Here is a 15386-nt window from a genome sequence, read left to right as displayed (position 1 = left end):
CACAGAGGCAAGTGCTACCCGGTTATTGCCCCAGCCGCAAGCTGGCGCGAATGCCATTGACCTCAGGCTCGTTGGCTTTGTAGCCGTCAGCCGGGCCTGCGTAGGAAAGGGCGTAGGCGCTGTTGCCCTGGGTGGCGGCCACCAGGGTCTGGGTGATCACGTGGTTGCCGTTCTGGGTGATCTTGCAGGTGGTTTGCAAGGCGTCCAGCCCGCCCAGAGTGCTGCTGTGGATCTTGTTGCAAGCGCTCTGGTAACCGCCTTTGGCGAAATTCTGCTGCAAGGTTTTGCGCATTTGCAGCAACACCGCCTCCATATTGACCTTGTGCTCGGGCACCAGGGTCGACTGAGTCAGCTCCATAACCATCTGCGGGTCACCATTGGCATCGTTCTTCACCGCCCGCTGGCGCACACTGCTGTCGTCCGGGGCAGTGGGGACGGCCTGCACTTCCCAGCCGCCGGGCCAGGTAATCATCAGACCGTCGGCGCTGGCCATGGGCGCTGCAGCCAGCAGGCACAAGCCGATAAAAACGGGATAACGTCGGGCAAAATGCATGGTTCTCGGGCCTTTTGAGCGATGGGGGGACTTCAATAGTGTATCAATTGGTGTCCAGGTATTGCTTTGCAACGTGACATCATTTCGACCATTGCTCAGCTAAACCTTTGCTTCTTATGTCTAATCCCGGACAATCGCGCCCCTCTTATGGCCGGGGCGATGTCAGCAAGATGTTTCTTGTCCGCCCCGGCTGCGTGGTAACGACCGGCTAGCGGAGATTCGACCGGATGAATGACCAGGCTAACAGCGTCGACGAACGCTTCGACGAGACACCAGCGACCCTCACTCGCTGGAATCGTCATGACACCACCTGGATGCTGGGCCTGTTTGGCACGGCGATTGGCGCAGGTACCTTGTTTTTGCCGATCAACGCTGGGCTTGGCGGCTTTTGGCCGTTACTGATCCTGGCGCTGCTGGCGTTCCCGATGACCTTTTACGCTCACCGCGGCCTGACCCGCTTCGTTCTCTCCGGGCGTGAAGGCTCAGATATCACTGACGTGGTTGAAGAACATTTCGGCCTGCGTGCAGGTGCTGTGATTACGTTGCTGTACTTCCTGGCCATCTTCCCGATCCTGCTGATCTATAGCGTAGCGCTGACCAACACGGTTGGCAGCTTTATGCTCAACCAGATGCATATCACTCCACCTCCACGGGCAATCCTGTCGCTGGTGCTGATTCTGGGCTTGCTGATTGTGGTGCGCTGCGGCGAACAGGTGATCGTCAAGGCCATGAGCATGCTGGTCTACCCGTTTATCGTGGCGTTGCTGTTTTTGGCGGTGTTTTTGATCCCGCACTGGAACGGCGGCATTCTCAGTACCGCGACTACGCTGCCTGCGCCTTCGGTATTGCTGCATACCTTGTGGCTGGCGATTCCGGTGATGGTTTTCTCCTTTAACCATTCACCGATCATTTCGGCGTTCGCCGTAGACCAGAAGCGCCGGTATGGCGCCAATGCCGATGAGCGCAGCTCGCAGATCCTGTCCCGTGCTCACCTGCTGATGGTAGTGATGGTGCTGTTCTTCGTGTTCAGTTGCGTGCTGACCCTGTCGCCGGAACAACTGGCCGAAGCCAAGGCGCAGAACCTGTCGATCCTGTCCTACCTGGCCAACCATTTCAGCAACCCGACCATCGCTTTTGCCGCGCCACTGATTGCTTTTGTGGCCATTGCCAAGTCCTTTCTGGGCCACTACATCGGCGCCAGCGAAGGCCTTAAAGGCCTGGTGCTGAAAACCGGCAAGCGCCCGGGCGCGAAAAACCTGGACCGCATGACGGCCGCTTTCATGCTGGTGGTGTGCTGGGCTGTGGCCACGCTCAACCCGAGCATCCTGGTGATGATTGAAACCTTGGGCGGGCCGGTGATTGCAGCCATTCTGTTCCTGATGCCGATGTACGCGATTCGCCGGGTGCCGTCTATGCGCCAGTACTCGGGGCAGATCTCCAACGTGTTCGTGACGGTTATCGGCCTGATTGCGATCTCCTCGCTGGTGTACTCGCTGATCCCTTGATGCATGCCCCTGGCGCCGCCGTCCTGGCGGCGCCAGGGCGCTGATTGACCCGCGCAAGCCGTCCAGGGCTTGAGTCTGGCCGGTACTGCGAATATGATTGCGACCCATTCCTATTCGCAGTGTGCCCACGGCACGTCCCGAGGGTTTCCGTGTCGCCATCCCCGCCGAACCCGCCGTTGCTGCACGCAGATGTGCAAAGCCTCTACAGCGATCACCATGGCTGGCTGCTGAACTGGCTGCGCAGGCGCCTGCGAGATACCGACAATGCTGCCGACATGGCGCAGGACACCTTTCTCTATGTGCTGGGCAAGCCGGAACAGGTTGCGCATTTGCGCGAGCCACGGGCCTGGCTGAGCACCATTGCCAAGGGCCTGTTGATTGACCGCTTCCGCCGCCAGAAAGTCGAGCAGGCCTATTTGCAAGCGCTGGCTCACTTGCCCGAGCAGCACATGCCTGCCGCCGAAGAACGTTTGATCCTGCTGGAAACCCTGACCCGCATCGATGCGTTGCTCGAGGGCCTAAAAGCCAATGTACGCACTGCCTTTTTGCTGTCACGCCTTGAAGGGCTTGGCTATCAGGCTATTGCCGAGCGCCTGGGGGTGAGCGTGAGTTCAGTGGAAAAATACATGGCCACGGCCATTCGCCATTGTTTTCTGATGCGTAACGCCCTGTGAGCGCTGGTTCGTCGCCGCCAGGATTCGCCCCCCATGTCCTTGACCAGGCGATTGACTGGCTGGTCAAAACCCAATCCGGTGCGGCGCCGCCTCAGGTATTTACAGCGTGCGAGCAATGGCGTGCAGCCGATGCCAGCCATGAAGCCGCGTGGCAAGCCCTGCAAATGACCGAAGCGACCTTGCGCCAGGCCTCGGTGCTGCCGGGTCGTGTGGCTTTGGACACCCTGGCCGGCAGTGGCCGCCTGCGCTCACGGCGTCAGGCCCTCAAAGTGCTCGGCCTGGGCATCCTCGGCGCAGGCGCGGGCGGCCTGGTACTGCAACAGCAGCCCTGGCGGAGCGTGGGTGCCGACTATGCGACCGGCGTGGGAGAGCGGCATTCGTTCAATCTGCTCGATGGCACGCGCTTGCAGCTCAATACCGACAGTGCTGCTGATGTGCTGTTCACTGCGCAACAGCGCCTGATTGTGTTGCGCGAAGGCGAGATATTTATCCGTACCGGTCAGGATCCGGGATCTGCGAGCGGGCGCAGGCCATTCTGGGTGCATACCCGTGAAGCGCGCCTGCAGGCTATTGGCACCGCATTCGATGTACGTCAGGAGTCAGGGCGTACTCGCTTGATGGTCGAGGAGGGCGTAGTGGCGATTCACTTGCCCGATACCCGACCAGTGCTGGTACAGGCGGGCAGCGAGTACCTGATCGATCCACGTTCTGCGCAGTTGCAACCTGCGCCCGTGTTTAGTGCCAATGGCTGGGTCAGCGGTGTGCTGGTGGCCAGGCAGATGCGCTTGCAGGATCTCGTGCAAGAACTGGCGCGCTATCGCCACGGCTGGTTGCAGTGTGATCCGGCGGTGGCTGAATTGCGGGTTTCCGGGGTGTTTCAACTCCAGCGCATTGACCATGCGCTGGAGGGTTTGAGCCAGTCGCTGGCGGTGCGTATTGAGCGCCGGACACGGTTCTGGACACGCATTGTGGCGGCTTAGTAGTGTGGAAGCGAGCCTGCTCGCGAAAGCCATTCGCGAGCAGGCTCGCTCCCACAGCGCAAATTTCTTTGCGGGTTTTCGGCTGGCCTTCGACAGATAGGCATAAGACTTATCCATTGCAGGAGCCCCGCGCCAATGTCCCGTGTTTTTCGCAACCCTTCATTGCCTCCCCGCAACCGCCTGGCCATGGCCTTGCATATCGTTTTACTGAGTACCGTGGCGCAGCCGCTATCGCTGGTCAGTGCTGCGCCCTTGAGTGTTCAGCGCAGTTTCGACGTGCCCGCTAGCACGCTTGAAGATTCACTGAACCGCTTCGCCCAGCAGGCCAATATCTCCCTGCCTTATGACCCGGCGCTGGTGCAAGGCAAGCAGGCGTCAGCCCTCAAGGGCCGCTTTGATGTGCCCCAGGGCTTGCAGCAACTGCTCAAGGGCAGCGGTTTGACGGCCACCGAAGGCGCCAGCGGAGTCTGGACCCTGTACCCACTGACTTCCGCCAATGTGGACGGCCAGTTGCAATTGCAAGCCACCAGCGTCACGGGTCTGGCGTTGGGCAGCACCACTGAGGGCAGTCACTCCTACACCACGGGTGAAACCAGTACGGCGACCAAGTTGCCGCTTTCGCTGCGTGAAACGCCGCAATCGGTGACGGTCATTACCCGTCAGCAAATGACTGACCAAGGTTTGGGCAGTATCGCTCAGGTATTGGCGCAAACCCCCGGCATCACCGTGGTGCATGACGACAGCGAGCGCTACAACTTTTACTCTCGCGGTTTCACCCTCGATAACTTTCAGTACGACGGTGTGCCGACCTCGGATTTCACCACCAATACCAATGGCCTGGGCATGCGTGACATGGCCATTTACGATCGCGTAGAGGTGGTGCGCGGTGCCACCGGCTTGATGAGCGGTGTGGGTAGCCCGTCGGGGGCCGTGAACCTGGTGCGCAAGCGTCCCACCAAGGAGTTTCAGGGCTATGTATCAGGCAGCGGCGGCTCATGGGACCGCTATCGCAGCGAGCTGGATTTGTCCGGGCCGCTGACGGAAAACGGCGCACTGCGCGGACGTGTCGTCGCCGCCCACGAAGATGGCCGTTCCTTTATCAATCGCTATTCCTCGACCAAGGACGTGTTCTATGGCATCGGCGAAGCGGATTTGACCGACGACACCACTCTGTACGCCGGTATCGACTATCAGCGGATCAATTCCAACGGCTCGAGCTTTGGCCAATTGCCGCTGTATTACAGCGATGGCAGCCGCACCCATTTCAAGCGCTCGATGAATCCCGCCGCCAAGTGGGCGTATGCCGACAGTGAAAGCACCAAGTATTTCGCCGGTGTTGAACAGCGTTTTGCCAACGACTGGCTGCTCAAGGTCGAGGCCAGCCACTGGAAGGGCAACACCGAGCAGTTGCAGGGCAACCTGGTGGGCTGGGGGCCTTTTCCGGACAAGGCCACCGGCCAGGCGCAGTTCATGAGCGGGAGCAAAACCTTCGAAATCAATACCGATACACTGGACGCCTATGCGACCGGGCCGTTTGAGCTGTTGGGGCGTACCCATGATCTGGTGGTGGGGATGAACGTCAGTGACCGGCGCACGGACTACCTGGCAATGAATGCCGATGACCTGACCGTCAACTACGAAAACTGGAACAATGACGCGCCGCGTCCTACTGATCTGAGCCAGGGGTTGAAGCAAAAGTACAAAACCAAAGAGTCGGCAGCCTACGCAGCATTGCGCCTCAAACCTGTGGACGACCTGTCGATCATCCTGGGAACCAGGGTAGTGGACTACGATCGCAAAGGCACAATGACCTATAACGCGGCGCAAACTGTGCCAACCACGGATAACAGCAAAAAAACCGGGAAGATGATTCCTTATGCCGGGATCGTCTACGACCTGAACGAAAACCACTCGGTCTATGCCAGCTACACGGATATCTTCACGCCGCAAAGCTACTTCGACCGTGACGACAAGGTTCTGCCGCCGATGACTGGCCAAAGCTATGAAGCGGGTCTGAAGTCCGAGTATTTCGGCGGGGCGCTGAACACCAGTTTTGCCCTGTTCATGATCAAACAGGACAACTACGCCGAATACGATGGTGTGCGGGATGATGGCCAGGATGCCTACAAGGCAATCAGCGGTACCAAGACCAAGGGCATCGAGGCCGAAATATCCGGCGAAATCATGACCGGCTGGCAATTGCTGGCGGGCTACACCTACGCCCAGCCACGGGACAAGGACGGCAAGCGGATCAACAGCAACCACCCTGAGCAATTGTTCAAACTGGCCACCAGCTATCAACTGACCGGCGACCTCAAAGACCTTAACGTGGGCGGCAACCTGACCTGGCAGGGCTCGACCTACAGCGAGCTGGATTCAACAATCAAGACCGAAGCCAAGGAAGGCAGCTTTGCCGTGGTCGGCTTGATGGCCCGCTATGACATCACCAAGAACCTCAGTGCGTCAGCTAATTTAAACAACGTTTTCGATCGTGAATACCTTAGCGGTTACGGTTTGTACTCGACTTATTACTACGGTGACCCGCGCAACCTGATGCTGGGCATGAAGTACCGTTTCTGACGAGGTTTTCATCTCGCGTGTGCCCTGGGTCGACTATGGTTAAAAACCACGAAATCGGAGGCTGGCAATGAGCGATACCACCATCCACAAGGCAGCAGCAGATGGTTACAAGCAGGGCGCCGACACCTATGTGCGCGGGCGCCCGGATTACCCGGCGGGTGTGACCGCATGGTTGTCCGAAACCCTTGGCCTGGGGCCCGGGCAAACCGTGCTTGAAGTTGGAGCCGGTACCGGCAAGTTCACCACGCGCCTGTTACAGACGGGCGCGCGGGTGATTGTGGTCGAGCCGGTGCAGGCCATGCTCGACAAGCTCTCCAGCAGCTATCCGCAAGTCGAAACCCATCAAGGCACTGCCCAGGCCATTCCTCTGGCCGATGCCAGTGTCGATGTGGTGGTGTGCGCGCAGGCTTTTCACTGGTTCGCCACCTCTGCAGCGCTGACCGAGATTCATCGCGTGCTCAAGCCTGGCGGGCAACTGGGGCTGATCTGGAACCTGCGCGATGCCAGTGTGCCGTGGGTGGCGCAACTGGATGCGCTGGTCAATCAGTGGGAAGGTGATGCCCCGCGCTTCTATACCGGCGCGTGGCGTCAGGCATTTCCTCATCCGGGTTTTGGCCCTTTGCGCGAGCAGAAACTGAGCCATTCCCACGACGGACCGGTAGAGGACGTAATCTTCAATCGGGTGCGTTCGACCAGCTTTATCTCGGCTCTGATACCGGCCGAGCGTGATCGCCTGGAACAGCAACTGGCGGCTTTTGTCGCCTCGCATAACGCGTTGAATCACGGTGGCACCGTCAGCGTGCCGTATGTCACGTCGGCATTTGTCACCCGCAAGGACGCTTGACCTGCATCAATGCTGACGCGTCGCACAGGCATAGCCTGAGCTCAACTCATGTTCCAGGAGGTAGCCATAGATGAGCATCATCGTGACCGGAGCTGCCGGGTTTATCGGCAGCAATCTGGTGAAGGCCCTGAACCGACGCGGCGAGCGCGACATCATCGCCGTCGACGATCTGACTGACGGCGACAAGTGCCGCAATCTAGCAGACTGCGATATCGCTGATTACTTCGACAAGCGTGAATTCGTACAGCGCTTTACGACCCATCAACTGGGCGAAGTGCGTGCCGTGCTGCATCAGGGCGCCTGTTCCAGTACGGTAGAAAGTGATGGCCGGTTGATGATGGACAACAACTACCGTTACAGCTGCGACCTGCTGCAAGCCTGTCAGGAACAGTCGGTACCTTTGCTGTATGCCTCTTCGGCGGCGGTCTACGGCGCGAAACGGGAGTTTCGTGAAGCCCGCGAGTACGAGCAGCCTCTGAATGTCTATGCCTACTCAAAATTCCTCTTCGACCAGCGGGTACGCCAGTTGCTGCCCAGGACGCGCAGCCAGATTGTGGGCTTGCGCTACTTCAATGTGTACGGCCCCCGCGAACAGCATAAAGGGCGCATGGCTTCGATGGTCTGGCACTGTTTTAACCAGTATCGCGATCATGGCCATGTCGAGTTGTTTGGCGAGTACGGCGGCTACCCGGCGGGCGGGCATGAGCGCGATTTTGTCTCTGTGGAGGATGTGGTCAAGGTCAATCTGCATTGGCTGGACCATCCGCAAACCAGTGGTGTTTTCAACCTGGGCACTGGGTGCGCGCGGTCATTCAATGACCTGGCACTGGCGACCATCAACAGTGTACGCGCTACCGAGGACAGACCGCCCCTGACCCTTGAGACGGCCTTGCTGGACGGAGTGTTGCGGTATTGCGAGTTCCCTGACGGGCTCAAGCACAAGTATCAGGTGTACACCTGCGCAGACCTCGGGCAGTTGCGCGAAGCGGGGTATCGCGAGCCAATGCTGGGGCTGGAGGAGGGCGTGCAGGGCTATTGTGCAGGGCTTCTTGCATCTTAGGTCGTGGGAGCGAGCCTGCTCGCGAAGGGCATTTCGCTAGCAGGCTTGCTCCCACAAGATGAAGTTATTTACCTGACAGCAGTGCTTCCAGCTTTTCCTGGTCACGGGCGAATTGGCGGATGCCTTCGGCCAGTTTTTCGGTGGCCATGGCATCTTCGTTGGAGGCCCAGCGGAATTGTGCTTCGTTCAGGCTCAGGCGTGGTTCGCCTTTATTGCCCGGAGCCAGTTTGCGTTCCAGTTTGCCGTCGTCCAATGCCAGTTTTTCCAGCAGGTCGGGGCTGATGGTCAGGCGGTCGCAGCCGGCCAGCTGTTCGATCTGGTTAAGGTTGCGAAAGCTCGCGCCCATCACCACGGTGTTATAGCCGTTGGCCTTGTAGTAGTTGTAGATGCGGGTCACGGACTGCACGCCCGGATCATCGGAGCCGGTGTAGTCAATGCCGGTGGACTTCTTGTACCAGTCGTAAATCCGACCCACGAACGGCGAGATCAGGAACACCCCGGCATCGGCACAGGCAGCGGCCTGGGCAAACGAGAACAGCAGGGTCAGGTTGGTTTGAATGCCGTCCTTTTCCAGTTTCTCGGCAGCGCGGATGCCTTCCCAGGTCGAGGCCAGCTTGATCAGCACGCGGTCGCGACCTACACCGGCCTTGTCGTAAAGCTCGATCAACTGGTGGGCTTTTTGCAGCAGGGCAGGCTCGTCGAACGACAGGCGGGCGTCGACTTCAGTGGAAATGCGCCCCGGAATCACGTTCAAGATACCGCTACCCACAGACACCGCGAAGTGGTCGCAGGCCTGACCTACATCACCTTTGGCGTGGCTGATGGCGTTTTGCAGCAGTTCTGCGTAGCCGGGCATCGCGGCGGCCTTGAGCAGCAGCGACGGGTTGGTGGTTGCATCCACGGGTTTGAGGCGGGTAATCGCGTCGAGGTCGCCGGTGTCTGCGACCACGGTGGTGAACTGCTTGAGTTGTTCCAGCTTGGAAGTCATGAGCGTCTCTGTCGGAAAGGTATTAATGGCAGTACAGATTGAGTGCGTCTTCGATCATTAGTTCGTTGAACGGTAAGTGGCAGAATGCCGTTGAATACGCCCGCAGTGCAACTAATGGTGCAGATTTAATCTGTCGCAGTGCCATTACCCTGCTTTCACAGGTCGAGCGTGCCCCATCCCGGCTTGCGCAGCTCTGGTTCGGCGGTCTGCACGGCGCTGACGGTTTTGCCGGTGGCCAGCTCGACCCGGCGTGCTACTTCCGGGTCATCGGCAAAGGGAATCAGGCTGGCGTCGTCGAGGTCGTTTTCGGTCTTGTGTTTCAGGCACCAGCCTACGGCAAAGTAAAGGCTGATAACCGCGGCGCTGTTGAGGGCGATGTCGAGCATGGGCAAGGTTCCTTGCTGTAGGGCACCGCAGGCCCTGGGGCTTGCGGTGCAGCGTGGTCAGGCGATGTGTGCGGTCAGTTCGGCCTGCTTGAGGTTGCCTGCACGCACCGTGCGCCAGACGTTCCAGGCCATGAGCAACATGCCGCAGAGGAAGAACAATCCGCCCACCAGGCGAACTACGAAGCCCGGGTGGCTGGCCTGCAACGATTCCACAAACGAATAAGTCAGCGTGCCGTCATCGTTGATAGCTCGCCACATCAGACCCTGGGTGATGCCATTGACCCACATCGAGGCGATGTAGAGCACCGTGCCGATGGTGGCCAGCCAGAAGTGCAGGTTGATCAGGCTGGTGCTGTACATCTGCTCGCGGCCGAAGATTTTCGGGATCATGTGGTACAGCGCGCCAAAGGTGATCATTGCCACCCAGCCCAGGGCACCGGCGTGGACATGACCGATGGTCCAGTCGGTGTAGTGGGAGAGGGCGTTGACGGTCTTGATCGCCATCATCGGGCCTTCAAAGGTCGACATGCCGTAGAACGCCAGGGACAGCACCAGAAAACGCAGGATCGGGTCGGTGCGCAATTTATGCCAGGCGCCCGAGAGAGTCATCATGCCGTTGATCATGCCGCCCCAACTGGGTGCCAGCAGGATGATCGACATGGCCATGCCCAGAGACTGCGCCCAGTCGGGCAAGGCGGTGTAGTGCAAGTGGTGCGGACCGGCCCAGATATAGAGAGTGATCAGTGCCCAGAAATGCACAATCGACAGGCGATAGGAGTAGATCGGCTTGCCAACTTGTTTGGGCACGAAGTAGTACATCATCCCCAGAAAACCGGTGGTCAGGAAGAAACCTACGGCGTTATGCCCGTACCACCACTGCACCATGGCATCGGTAGCGCCGGAGTACACCGGATATGATTTAAACCAGTCCACCGGAATGGCCAGGTGGTTGACCACATGGAGCATGGCGATCACCAGGATAAAGGCGCCAAAAAACCAGTTGCCGACATAGATGTGCTTGCTTTTGCGGCGTACCACCGTGGTGAAAAACACGATGGCGTAGGCCACCCATACCACCGTCAGCCAGACTGCGCCGGTGAATTCGATTTCGGCGTATTCCTTGGTTGTGGTGTAGCCCAGGGGCAGGGTGACCAGCATGATCACGATCACCGACTGCCAGCCCCAAAAAGTGAAGGCTGCGAGTTTGTCCGAATACAACCGCACCCCGCAGGTACGCTGTACGGCGTAGTAGCTGGCGGCAAATTGCGCGCTGCCGGCAAAGCCGAAAATCACCAGGCTGGTATGCAGCGGGCGCAGGCGGCCGAAGGTGGTCCAGGGCAGGTCGAGGTTCATCTGCGGCCAGGCCAGTTGTGAGGCGATCCACACGCCCATGGCCATGCCGACAACGCCCCATACCACGGTCATGATGGCGAATTGGCGGACGACCTTGTAGTTATAGGCCTGCCCGTTCAGTGCTGTGCTCATGCTCAAGTCTTCCACGGTTCAAAGTCCTGCCAGGCCTCATGGTCTGGCGCAGGGGGAACTTTAGGAATCAGGGCAAAAACAAAACAGATTCAGAAAACGAGAATTAATGCAGATCACAATTTTGCGCTGGATCAGGCGAATATTTACCCATCTGATCTGGTTTTAGAGTGTTTCTTGACAGCCAAATAGAACTGAGCTGTAAAAAGTATGCCGATGTGTATTGAGCATTCGATCACAATCGCCGTCGGATCAATTCGGGTTCTGCGGCGATTGTTCAATGCTTGGCTATACCTATAGGGCGCGTTTCTACGGCTGCGCCCCCTACAGGAGCTACAGAATGAAGCTTGGTCTAATGATCGGTACGTTGTGCATTGCATCAATCGGGATGGTCGGTTGTGCGAGCAAGGTCCAGCAACCTGACGAATATTCCGGATTCTTGAAGGATTACAGCCGCCTCAAAGAGGCCAAGTCGCCCTCTGGTGCTGAGGTGATGCGCTGGATTGACCCCAAACTGAAGCCAGGACAGTACACCAGCGTGTATATCGAGCCGACCCAGTTATATCCGGCGCCAAAACCGACAGAAAAGATCCCGCAAAGCACCCTCAATGGTATTACCCAGTATTACGACCAGGCGCTCAAGCGCGAACTGAGTAAATCATTGCCACTGGCAAGTGCCCCTGGGCCGGGCGTGATTGTGGTGCGTGCAGCCATCACTGCGGTGAGCAGTGAAACCGAAAGCCTGGCACCGTATGAGTACATTCCGGTAGCGCTGGTGGCGGCTGCGGTGAGCACAGCGTCGGGGATCCGCGACCAGGAAACCCAACTGGCCACCGAGGCGGTGTTTATCGACGGGAAAAGCCAGGATGTAGTGGCCCAGGTAGTGCGCAAGGGCACAGGCAAGCCCCTGGCCAATGCCAGCCAGGCGATGAAGGCCGATGACGTGAAAAACGTGATCGATACCTGGGCTTCGGACTTGCATCAGTCGTATTTGAAACTCAACAAGTAAACGTACCCGGTGTAGCCGCCAGACCCGGATATTGCGTAGCAGCTGACGAGCGGAGAGAGGCTGCGTTCGGCGGTGTAGCCGTCGTAGAACCTGAATCCAAGGTTCTACGACCATACCGTGCACCCTGGCATTACGAAGGCCGCACTACGCGGACGCAGCCTTCGGCAGCTGCTACGGAGCTGTTTGGCTAACCACCGGCGTTAGCAAGGGCATTTTCCATGCACCGCTGGCGACCTCGGGCTTGGGCATGTAAATGCGCAATACACCATAAAACGGTCCGTCAGGTGCTGGCAGCCAGTTGTTTAGCCACTCCCCGGCGGGCGGCTGGTTCTGCACATACAGAGTCAAGCTGCCATCAGCGTTGCGTTTGAGATCTGACAGCATGCGCGAGTTGATCAGGTAGCGATTGATCGGGTTTTCGACCAGCAGTTTGGTTTTGCCGTCATACATTGTCAGCGACCAGAACGCATTGGCGGGCGGCAGTGCATCCTTGTTGAAATGCAGGGTGTAGCGATCCCTGGAGGCGTCGACAGGGTGCTGCTGATTGTCGACGAAGTAACCGATGTAATTGGCCTCCGCGGCCGAGTTGCCGAAAATCCCCATATTGGCGCCCGCATAGCGGTACAGGTAATTGTTGTTCAGGTGTTCGCGGGAGCCGAACAGGTCACCGCTGGTGATTTTATGGGTGTCTACCTTGTCATGCTTGAATTGTGCGAACTCGGCTTTGCCTGCCGCAATTCCATCCTCCAGTGAAGTGCGCTGCTCAAGGGTCAGTTCATTGAGGTTGAAGGGCTGGCCCGGTTCAATCCCGATTTTCCTGAAACGCTCGCGCAATGCCGCTTCGCTGGGCTGGGGCTGGGCAAACGCGAGCATGAAACTCAGGTACCTGAACAGCTCGGGGCTGTCGCTCATATCGGCAACAGGTGCGGGCCAGTCCACGGCGGGCGCCGCAGCTGGCGTGGGTTTGCCCAGGAACTGGCTCAGGGGCCGGACCTTGTAACCGCTCTGGATGTGCTTGACCTTGGCCAGGTCTTTGTCATCGAACAACTGGGTGCGGTACAGGCCGTAGGCAATGGCACTCTCGCTGGGAATCACGGCGTCGATACCGGCCGGTTTTTCCCCTGTCCAGCCAGGCCCGGCGATCATGTAATTGCCGCCTTTATTGCCTGTGGTGCGGGTGCCCAGGTACGCGAAGTTTTGTGTGTACAGGTCGATCAGTTGCGTCGAGTAGTAGCGGCCGTCCTCGATGGCAGGCAGGGTCAGAACCAGCGGCTCTGCACGCAGGTCCATCCACAGGAATGAGTAGGGCGTGTCCGAGTTGGGCGTCACGAATGCGGTATCCCTGGGGGTAAATACCATGGCGGTATTGCCGATTTCATTGAACGGCGCCTTGAAGTTTTTGCCCTGCGTGTCCACGGCCTGGGTGTAGAGGGTCTTGTACATTTCCACCACGGGGAAGCCGTACAGGTAGGCCTCCCTGGCGATGCTGGCAGCCTCGGTGGGTGAGGCACTGAAATTGATGGCGTCAGCATTGCCCGCCCCCAAGGAGAGGCAGGCAGCGAGCAGACAGGCGGGTGGCTTTATGTGCATGGCAGGTTCCTATTTTCCGAAGGTGACGTTGATCCCGGCAAACAGGGTGAACTGGGGCAGGTCGTCGCCCTTGCGTTCCACGGTCCATTGCGGCTCAACGAAGGCATTGAGGATGTTGCTTCCGGCTTTCCAGGCCTTGCCCACGCCCAGCCCGACGGGGATGTAGTGGGTGTTGTTTTTCAGGTCCCAGGTCCAGGTGCCGGTGGAGCGCAAATACCACCCCTTGGGCAGGTTGTGGATGATAAAGGGCTGGAACGTGGCGCTCTCGACATGCTGGCGGTCGCTGTCCCCGGCAAACGAGCTTTGATACTGCACCAGTGCGCCCAGCAGGCCCCGTGGCGAAGCATCGATGGCAATGGCCGCCAGGCCGGCTTGCCACTTGCCGGTGCCCAGTTCGTCATGCTCGGCAGTGGGTGCGGTTATCTGCGGGCCAATGCCCAATTGCACGCCTTCGGTTTTGAGCAGGAAAATATCGAACAGGTTGAGGTCGCCGATCCCGGTGCTGTAGCCACCGTGCGGGTCTGGACGGGTGCTGACCGGAAGCGTCACGCGCAACAGTTGCGGTACACCGATAACGTCGTTGGGTGCCACGGGCAGGGCGCCGCGCAGCAGGGCGTCATTGGTGTGGATATTGCTGTCGTACACCTGCGGCGTGTAGTAGTCCTGCAGATTGACCCCCGGGGCCAGATTCAGCGGGTTGTTGCTCTTGTTGGCGGTCTCGGCATTATCTGCCAATGCATCGGCAGCCGGGTACAGGGCCAGGGTGAGCAACAGACTTGAGGCAAGGCGAGTGATGGGCATGCGATCCTGTTCCTTGGGCGCTAGCCATGTACGCTAGCAGTTGGCAGGGAACTGGCGCTTATGTCGGGGCTATTTGCGTCTTTTTTGCGCACCCGGGCACAAAAATACAGCTAATAACTGCGGTGCATGGCGCCTTGTAGGAATCGTCTTTTAGTGCCGCAGAGCATAAGATTTTTTGTTCGATCCATAGGTCAGCCCGGCTGATTCATGTTTAACTTCGGCCTCTTCAACAACCTGTCAAAAAGGACATCGTTCATGGCTCAAGTGACGCTTAAAGGCAACCCTGTTCAAGTCAACGGCGAATTGCCTGCAGTAGGTTCCAAGGCACCAGCGTTTTCGCTGGTTGCGGGTGATTTGTCCGATGCAACACTGGCGAGCTTTGCCGGCAAGCGCAAAGTGCTGAACATCTTCCCAAGCGTTGATACGCCAACCTGCGCTACTTCGGTACGCAAATTCAACGCCGAAGCCAACGCTTTGCCGAACACCGTTGTGCTGAACATCTCGGCTGACCTGCCATTCGCCCAGGCCCGCTTTTGCGGTGCTGAAGGCCTGGAAAACGTGCAAAACCTGTCGACCCTGCGCGGCCGCGAGTTTATCGAGAACTACGGCGTGGCAATCGCTGATGGCCCGTTGGCCGGCCTGACTGCCCGTGCGGTGGTGGTGCTGGACGAAAACGACAACGTGCTGCACAGCGAGCTGGTTAAAGAAATCGCTGAAGAGCCAAACTACGAAGCAGCCCTGGCTGTTTTGAAGTAAGTCGTACTGCAAGACCTGAAGCGGCCTGGCACTTAAGTGCCAGGCCGTTTTTTTTGTACGACCTGTTGATCGGTGGGAGCGAGCCTGCTCGCGAAATCTTCAAGCACCATCGTCGGCTGCCTTCGCAAGCAGGCTCGCTCCCACACAGATTCCACAGATTTCGTCGATCTTCATCTCA

14 protein-coding genes are annotated in these 15386 nt (G+C 58.6%); 8 read left to right on the top strand and 6 right to left on the bottom strand.

The window, feature by feature from the left end:
* Nucleotides 1–22: 22 nt before the first annotated feature.
* The gene (locus EQV96_RS03940) at nucleotides 23–553 is read right to left on the bottom strand and encodes a DUF4946 domain-containing protein (RefSeq protein ID WP_240881384.1); all 531 of its coding nucleotides are present in this window, start codon (nucleotides 551–553) and stop codon (nucleotides 23–25) included.
* A 227-nt stretch (nucleotides 554–780) separates the two neighbouring features.
* Here EQV96_RS03940 and EQV96_RS03935 point away from each other — a divergent pair, with 227 nt between their 5' ends.
* From EQV96_RS03935 to rfaD, 6 genes are all read left to right on the top strand, one after another.
* Nucleotides 781–2058: a serine/threonine transporter gene (locus EQV96_RS03935; protein WP_095002379.1), complete on the top strand. Its 1278-nt coding sequence runs from the start codon at nucleotides 781–783 to the stop codon at nucleotides 2056–2058.
* Between the two features lie 149 nt (nucleotides 2059–2207).
* The gene (locus EQV96_RS03930) at nucleotides 2208–2732 is read left to right on the top strand and encodes a sigma-70 family RNA polymerase sigma factor (RefSeq protein WP_095002380.1); all 525 of its coding nucleotides are present in this window, start codon (nucleotides 2208–2210) and stop codon (nucleotides 2730–2732) included.
* A complete protein-coding gene (locus EQV96_RS03925; RefSeq protein WP_240881382.1) occupies nucleotides 2729–3712 on the top strand; it encodes a FecR domain-containing protein in 984 nt (327 codons plus the stop codon). The genes EQV96_RS03930 and EQV96_RS03925 overlap by 4 nt, the downstream gene beginning before the upstream one ends.
* A 135-nt stretch (nucleotides 3713–3847) precedes the next feature.
* Nucleotides 3848–6292, top strand: a complete 2445-nt coding sequence (locus EQV96_RS03920) for a TonB-dependent receptor (RefSeq protein WP_240881381.1) — start codon at nucleotides 3848–3850, stop codon at nucleotides 6290–6292.
* A 67-nt stretch (nucleotides 6293–6359) separates the two neighbouring features.
* A complete protein-coding gene (locus EQV96_RS03915; RefSeq protein WP_095002383.1) occupies nucleotides 6360–7136 on the top strand; it encodes a class I SAM-dependent methyltransferase in 777 nt (258 codons plus the stop codon).
* A 70-nt stretch (nucleotides 7137–7206) separates the two neighbouring features.
* A complete protein-coding gene (gene rfaD / locus EQV96_RS03910; protein WP_240881380.1) occupies nucleotides 7207–8196 on the top strand; it encodes an ADP-glyceromanno-heptose 6-epimerase in 990 nt (329 codons plus the stop codon).
* Between the two features lie 64 nt (nucleotides 8197–8260).
* On the opposite strand, the gene tal is transcribed toward rfaD, so the two are convergent.
* The 3 genes from tal to ccoN form a co-directional block, all read right to left on the bottom strand.
* The gene (gene tal / locus EQV96_RS03905) at nucleotides 8261–9184 is read right to left on the bottom strand and encodes a transaldolase (protein WP_095002385.1); all 924 of its coding nucleotides are present in this window, start codon (nucleotides 9182–9184) and stop codon (nucleotides 8261–8263) included.
* Between the two features lie 155 nt (nucleotides 9185–9339).
* Nucleotides 9340–9570 (bottom strand): hypothetical protein, encoded by a 231-nt coding sequence (locus EQV96_RS03900; protein WP_095021206.1) that lies wholly within the window; start codon nucleotides 9568–9570, stop codon nucleotides 9340–9342.
* 57 nt (nucleotides 9571–9627) lie between these two features.
* Nucleotides 9628–11055, bottom strand: coding sequence for a cytochrome-c oxidase, cbb3-type subunit I (gene ccoN, locus EQV96_RS03895; protein WP_095021219.1), 1428 nt, complete (start codon nucleotides 11053–11055; stop codon nucleotides 9628–9630).
* A 337-nt stretch (nucleotides 11056–11392) separates the two neighbouring features.
* On the opposite strand from ccoN, the gene EQV96_RS03890 reads away from it, so the two are divergent.
* The gene (locus tag EQV96_RS03890; RefSeq protein ID WP_095018852.1) at nucleotides 11393–12061 is read left to right on the top strand and encodes a DUF3313 domain-containing protein; all 669 of its coding nucleotides are present in this window, start codon (nucleotides 11393–11395) and stop codon (nucleotides 12059–12061) included.
* A gap of 171 nt (nucleotides 12062–12232) precedes the next feature.
* Here EQV96_RS03890 and EQV96_RS03885 read toward each other — a convergent pair whose 3' ends face one another.
* Nucleotides 12233–13651 carry a DUF1254 domain-containing protein gene (locus tag EQV96_RS03885; RefSeq protein ID WP_095018853.1) on the bottom strand — a complete coding sequence of 473 codons (1419 nt, stop codon included), beginning with the start codon at nucleotides 13649–13651 and terminating at the stop codon, nucleotides 12233–12235.
* A gap of 9 nt (nucleotides 13652–13660) precedes the next feature.
* Nucleotides 13661–14452, bottom strand: coding sequence for a hypothetical protein (locus tag EQV96_RS03880; RefSeq protein WP_095002390.1), 792 nt, complete (start codon nucleotides 14450–14452; stop codon nucleotides 13661–13663).
* 255 nt (nucleotides 14453–14707) lie between these two features.
* On the opposite strand from EQV96_RS03880, the gene tpx reads away from it, so the two are divergent.
* Nucleotides 14708–15208, top strand: coding sequence for a thiol peroxidase (gene tpx / locus EQV96_RS03875; protein ID WP_095002391.1), 501 nt, complete (start codon nucleotides 14708–14710; stop codon nucleotides 15206–15208).
* Nucleotides 15209–15386: the final 178 nt, after the last annotated feature.

It is taken from the genome of Pseudomonas sp. TMW22080 (genome assembly GCF_022496745.1).
GTDB lineage: Bacteria > Pseudomonadota > Gammaproteobacteria > Pseudomonadales > Pseudomonadaceae > Aquipseudomonas > Aquipseudomonas bubulae.
The sequence above is the reverse complement of the archived record's forward strand: the minus strand, read 5'-3'. Positions and strand labels throughout refer to the sequence as shown.

What these genes read in the sequence shown, in the direction of transcription:
- EQV96_RS03940 (WP_240881384.1), bottom strand. Translation starts at nt 553, where the DNA reads ATGCATTTTGCCCGACGTTATCCCGTTTTTATCGGCTTGTGCCTGCTG.
- EQV96_RS03935 (WP_095002379.1), top strand. Translation starts at nt 781, where the DNA reads ATGAATGACCAGGCTAACAGCGTCGACGAACGCTTCGACGAGACACCA.
- EQV96_RS03920 (WP_240881381.1), top strand. Translation starts at nt 3,848, where the DNA reads ATGTCCCGTGTTTTTCGCAACCCTTCATTGCCTCCCCGCAACCGCCTG.
- EQV96_RS03915 (WP_095002383.1), top strand. Translation starts at nt 6,360, where the DNA reads ATGAGCGATACCACCATCCACAAGGCAGCAGCAGATGGTTACAAGCAG.
- rfaD (WP_240881380.1), top strand. Translation starts at nt 7,207, where the DNA reads ATGAGCATCATCGTGACCGGAGCTGCCGGGTTTATCGGCAGCAATCTG.
- tal (WP_095002385.1), bottom strand. Translation starts at nt 9,184, where the DNA reads ATGACTTCCAAGCTGGAACAACTCAAGCAGTTCACCACCGTGGTCGCA.
- EQV96_RS03900 (WP_095021206.1), bottom strand. Translation starts at nt 9,570, where the DNA reads ATGCTCGACATCGCCCTCAACAGCGCCGCGGTTATCAGCCTTTACTTT.
- ccoN (WP_095021219.1), bottom strand. Translation starts at nt 11,055, where the DNA reads ATGAGCACAGCACTGAACGGGCAGGCCTATAACTACAAGGTCGTCCGC.
- EQV96_RS03890 (WP_095018852.1), top strand. Translation starts at nt 11,393, where the DNA reads ATGAAGCTTGGTCTAATGATCGGTACGTTGTGCATTGCATCAATCGGG.
- EQV96_RS03885 (WP_095018853.1), bottom strand. Translation starts at nt 13,651, where the DNA reads ATGCACATAAAGCCACCCGCCTGTCTGCTCGCTGCCTGCCTCTCCTTG.
- EQV96_RS03880 (WP_095002390.1), bottom strand. Translation starts at nt 14,452, where the DNA reads ATGCCCATCACTCGCCTTGCCTCAAGTCTGTTGCTCACCCTGGCCCTG.
- tpx (WP_095002391.1), top strand. Translation starts at nt 14,708, where the DNA reads ATGGCTCAAGTGACGCTTAAAGGCAACCCTGTTCAAGTCAACGGCGAA.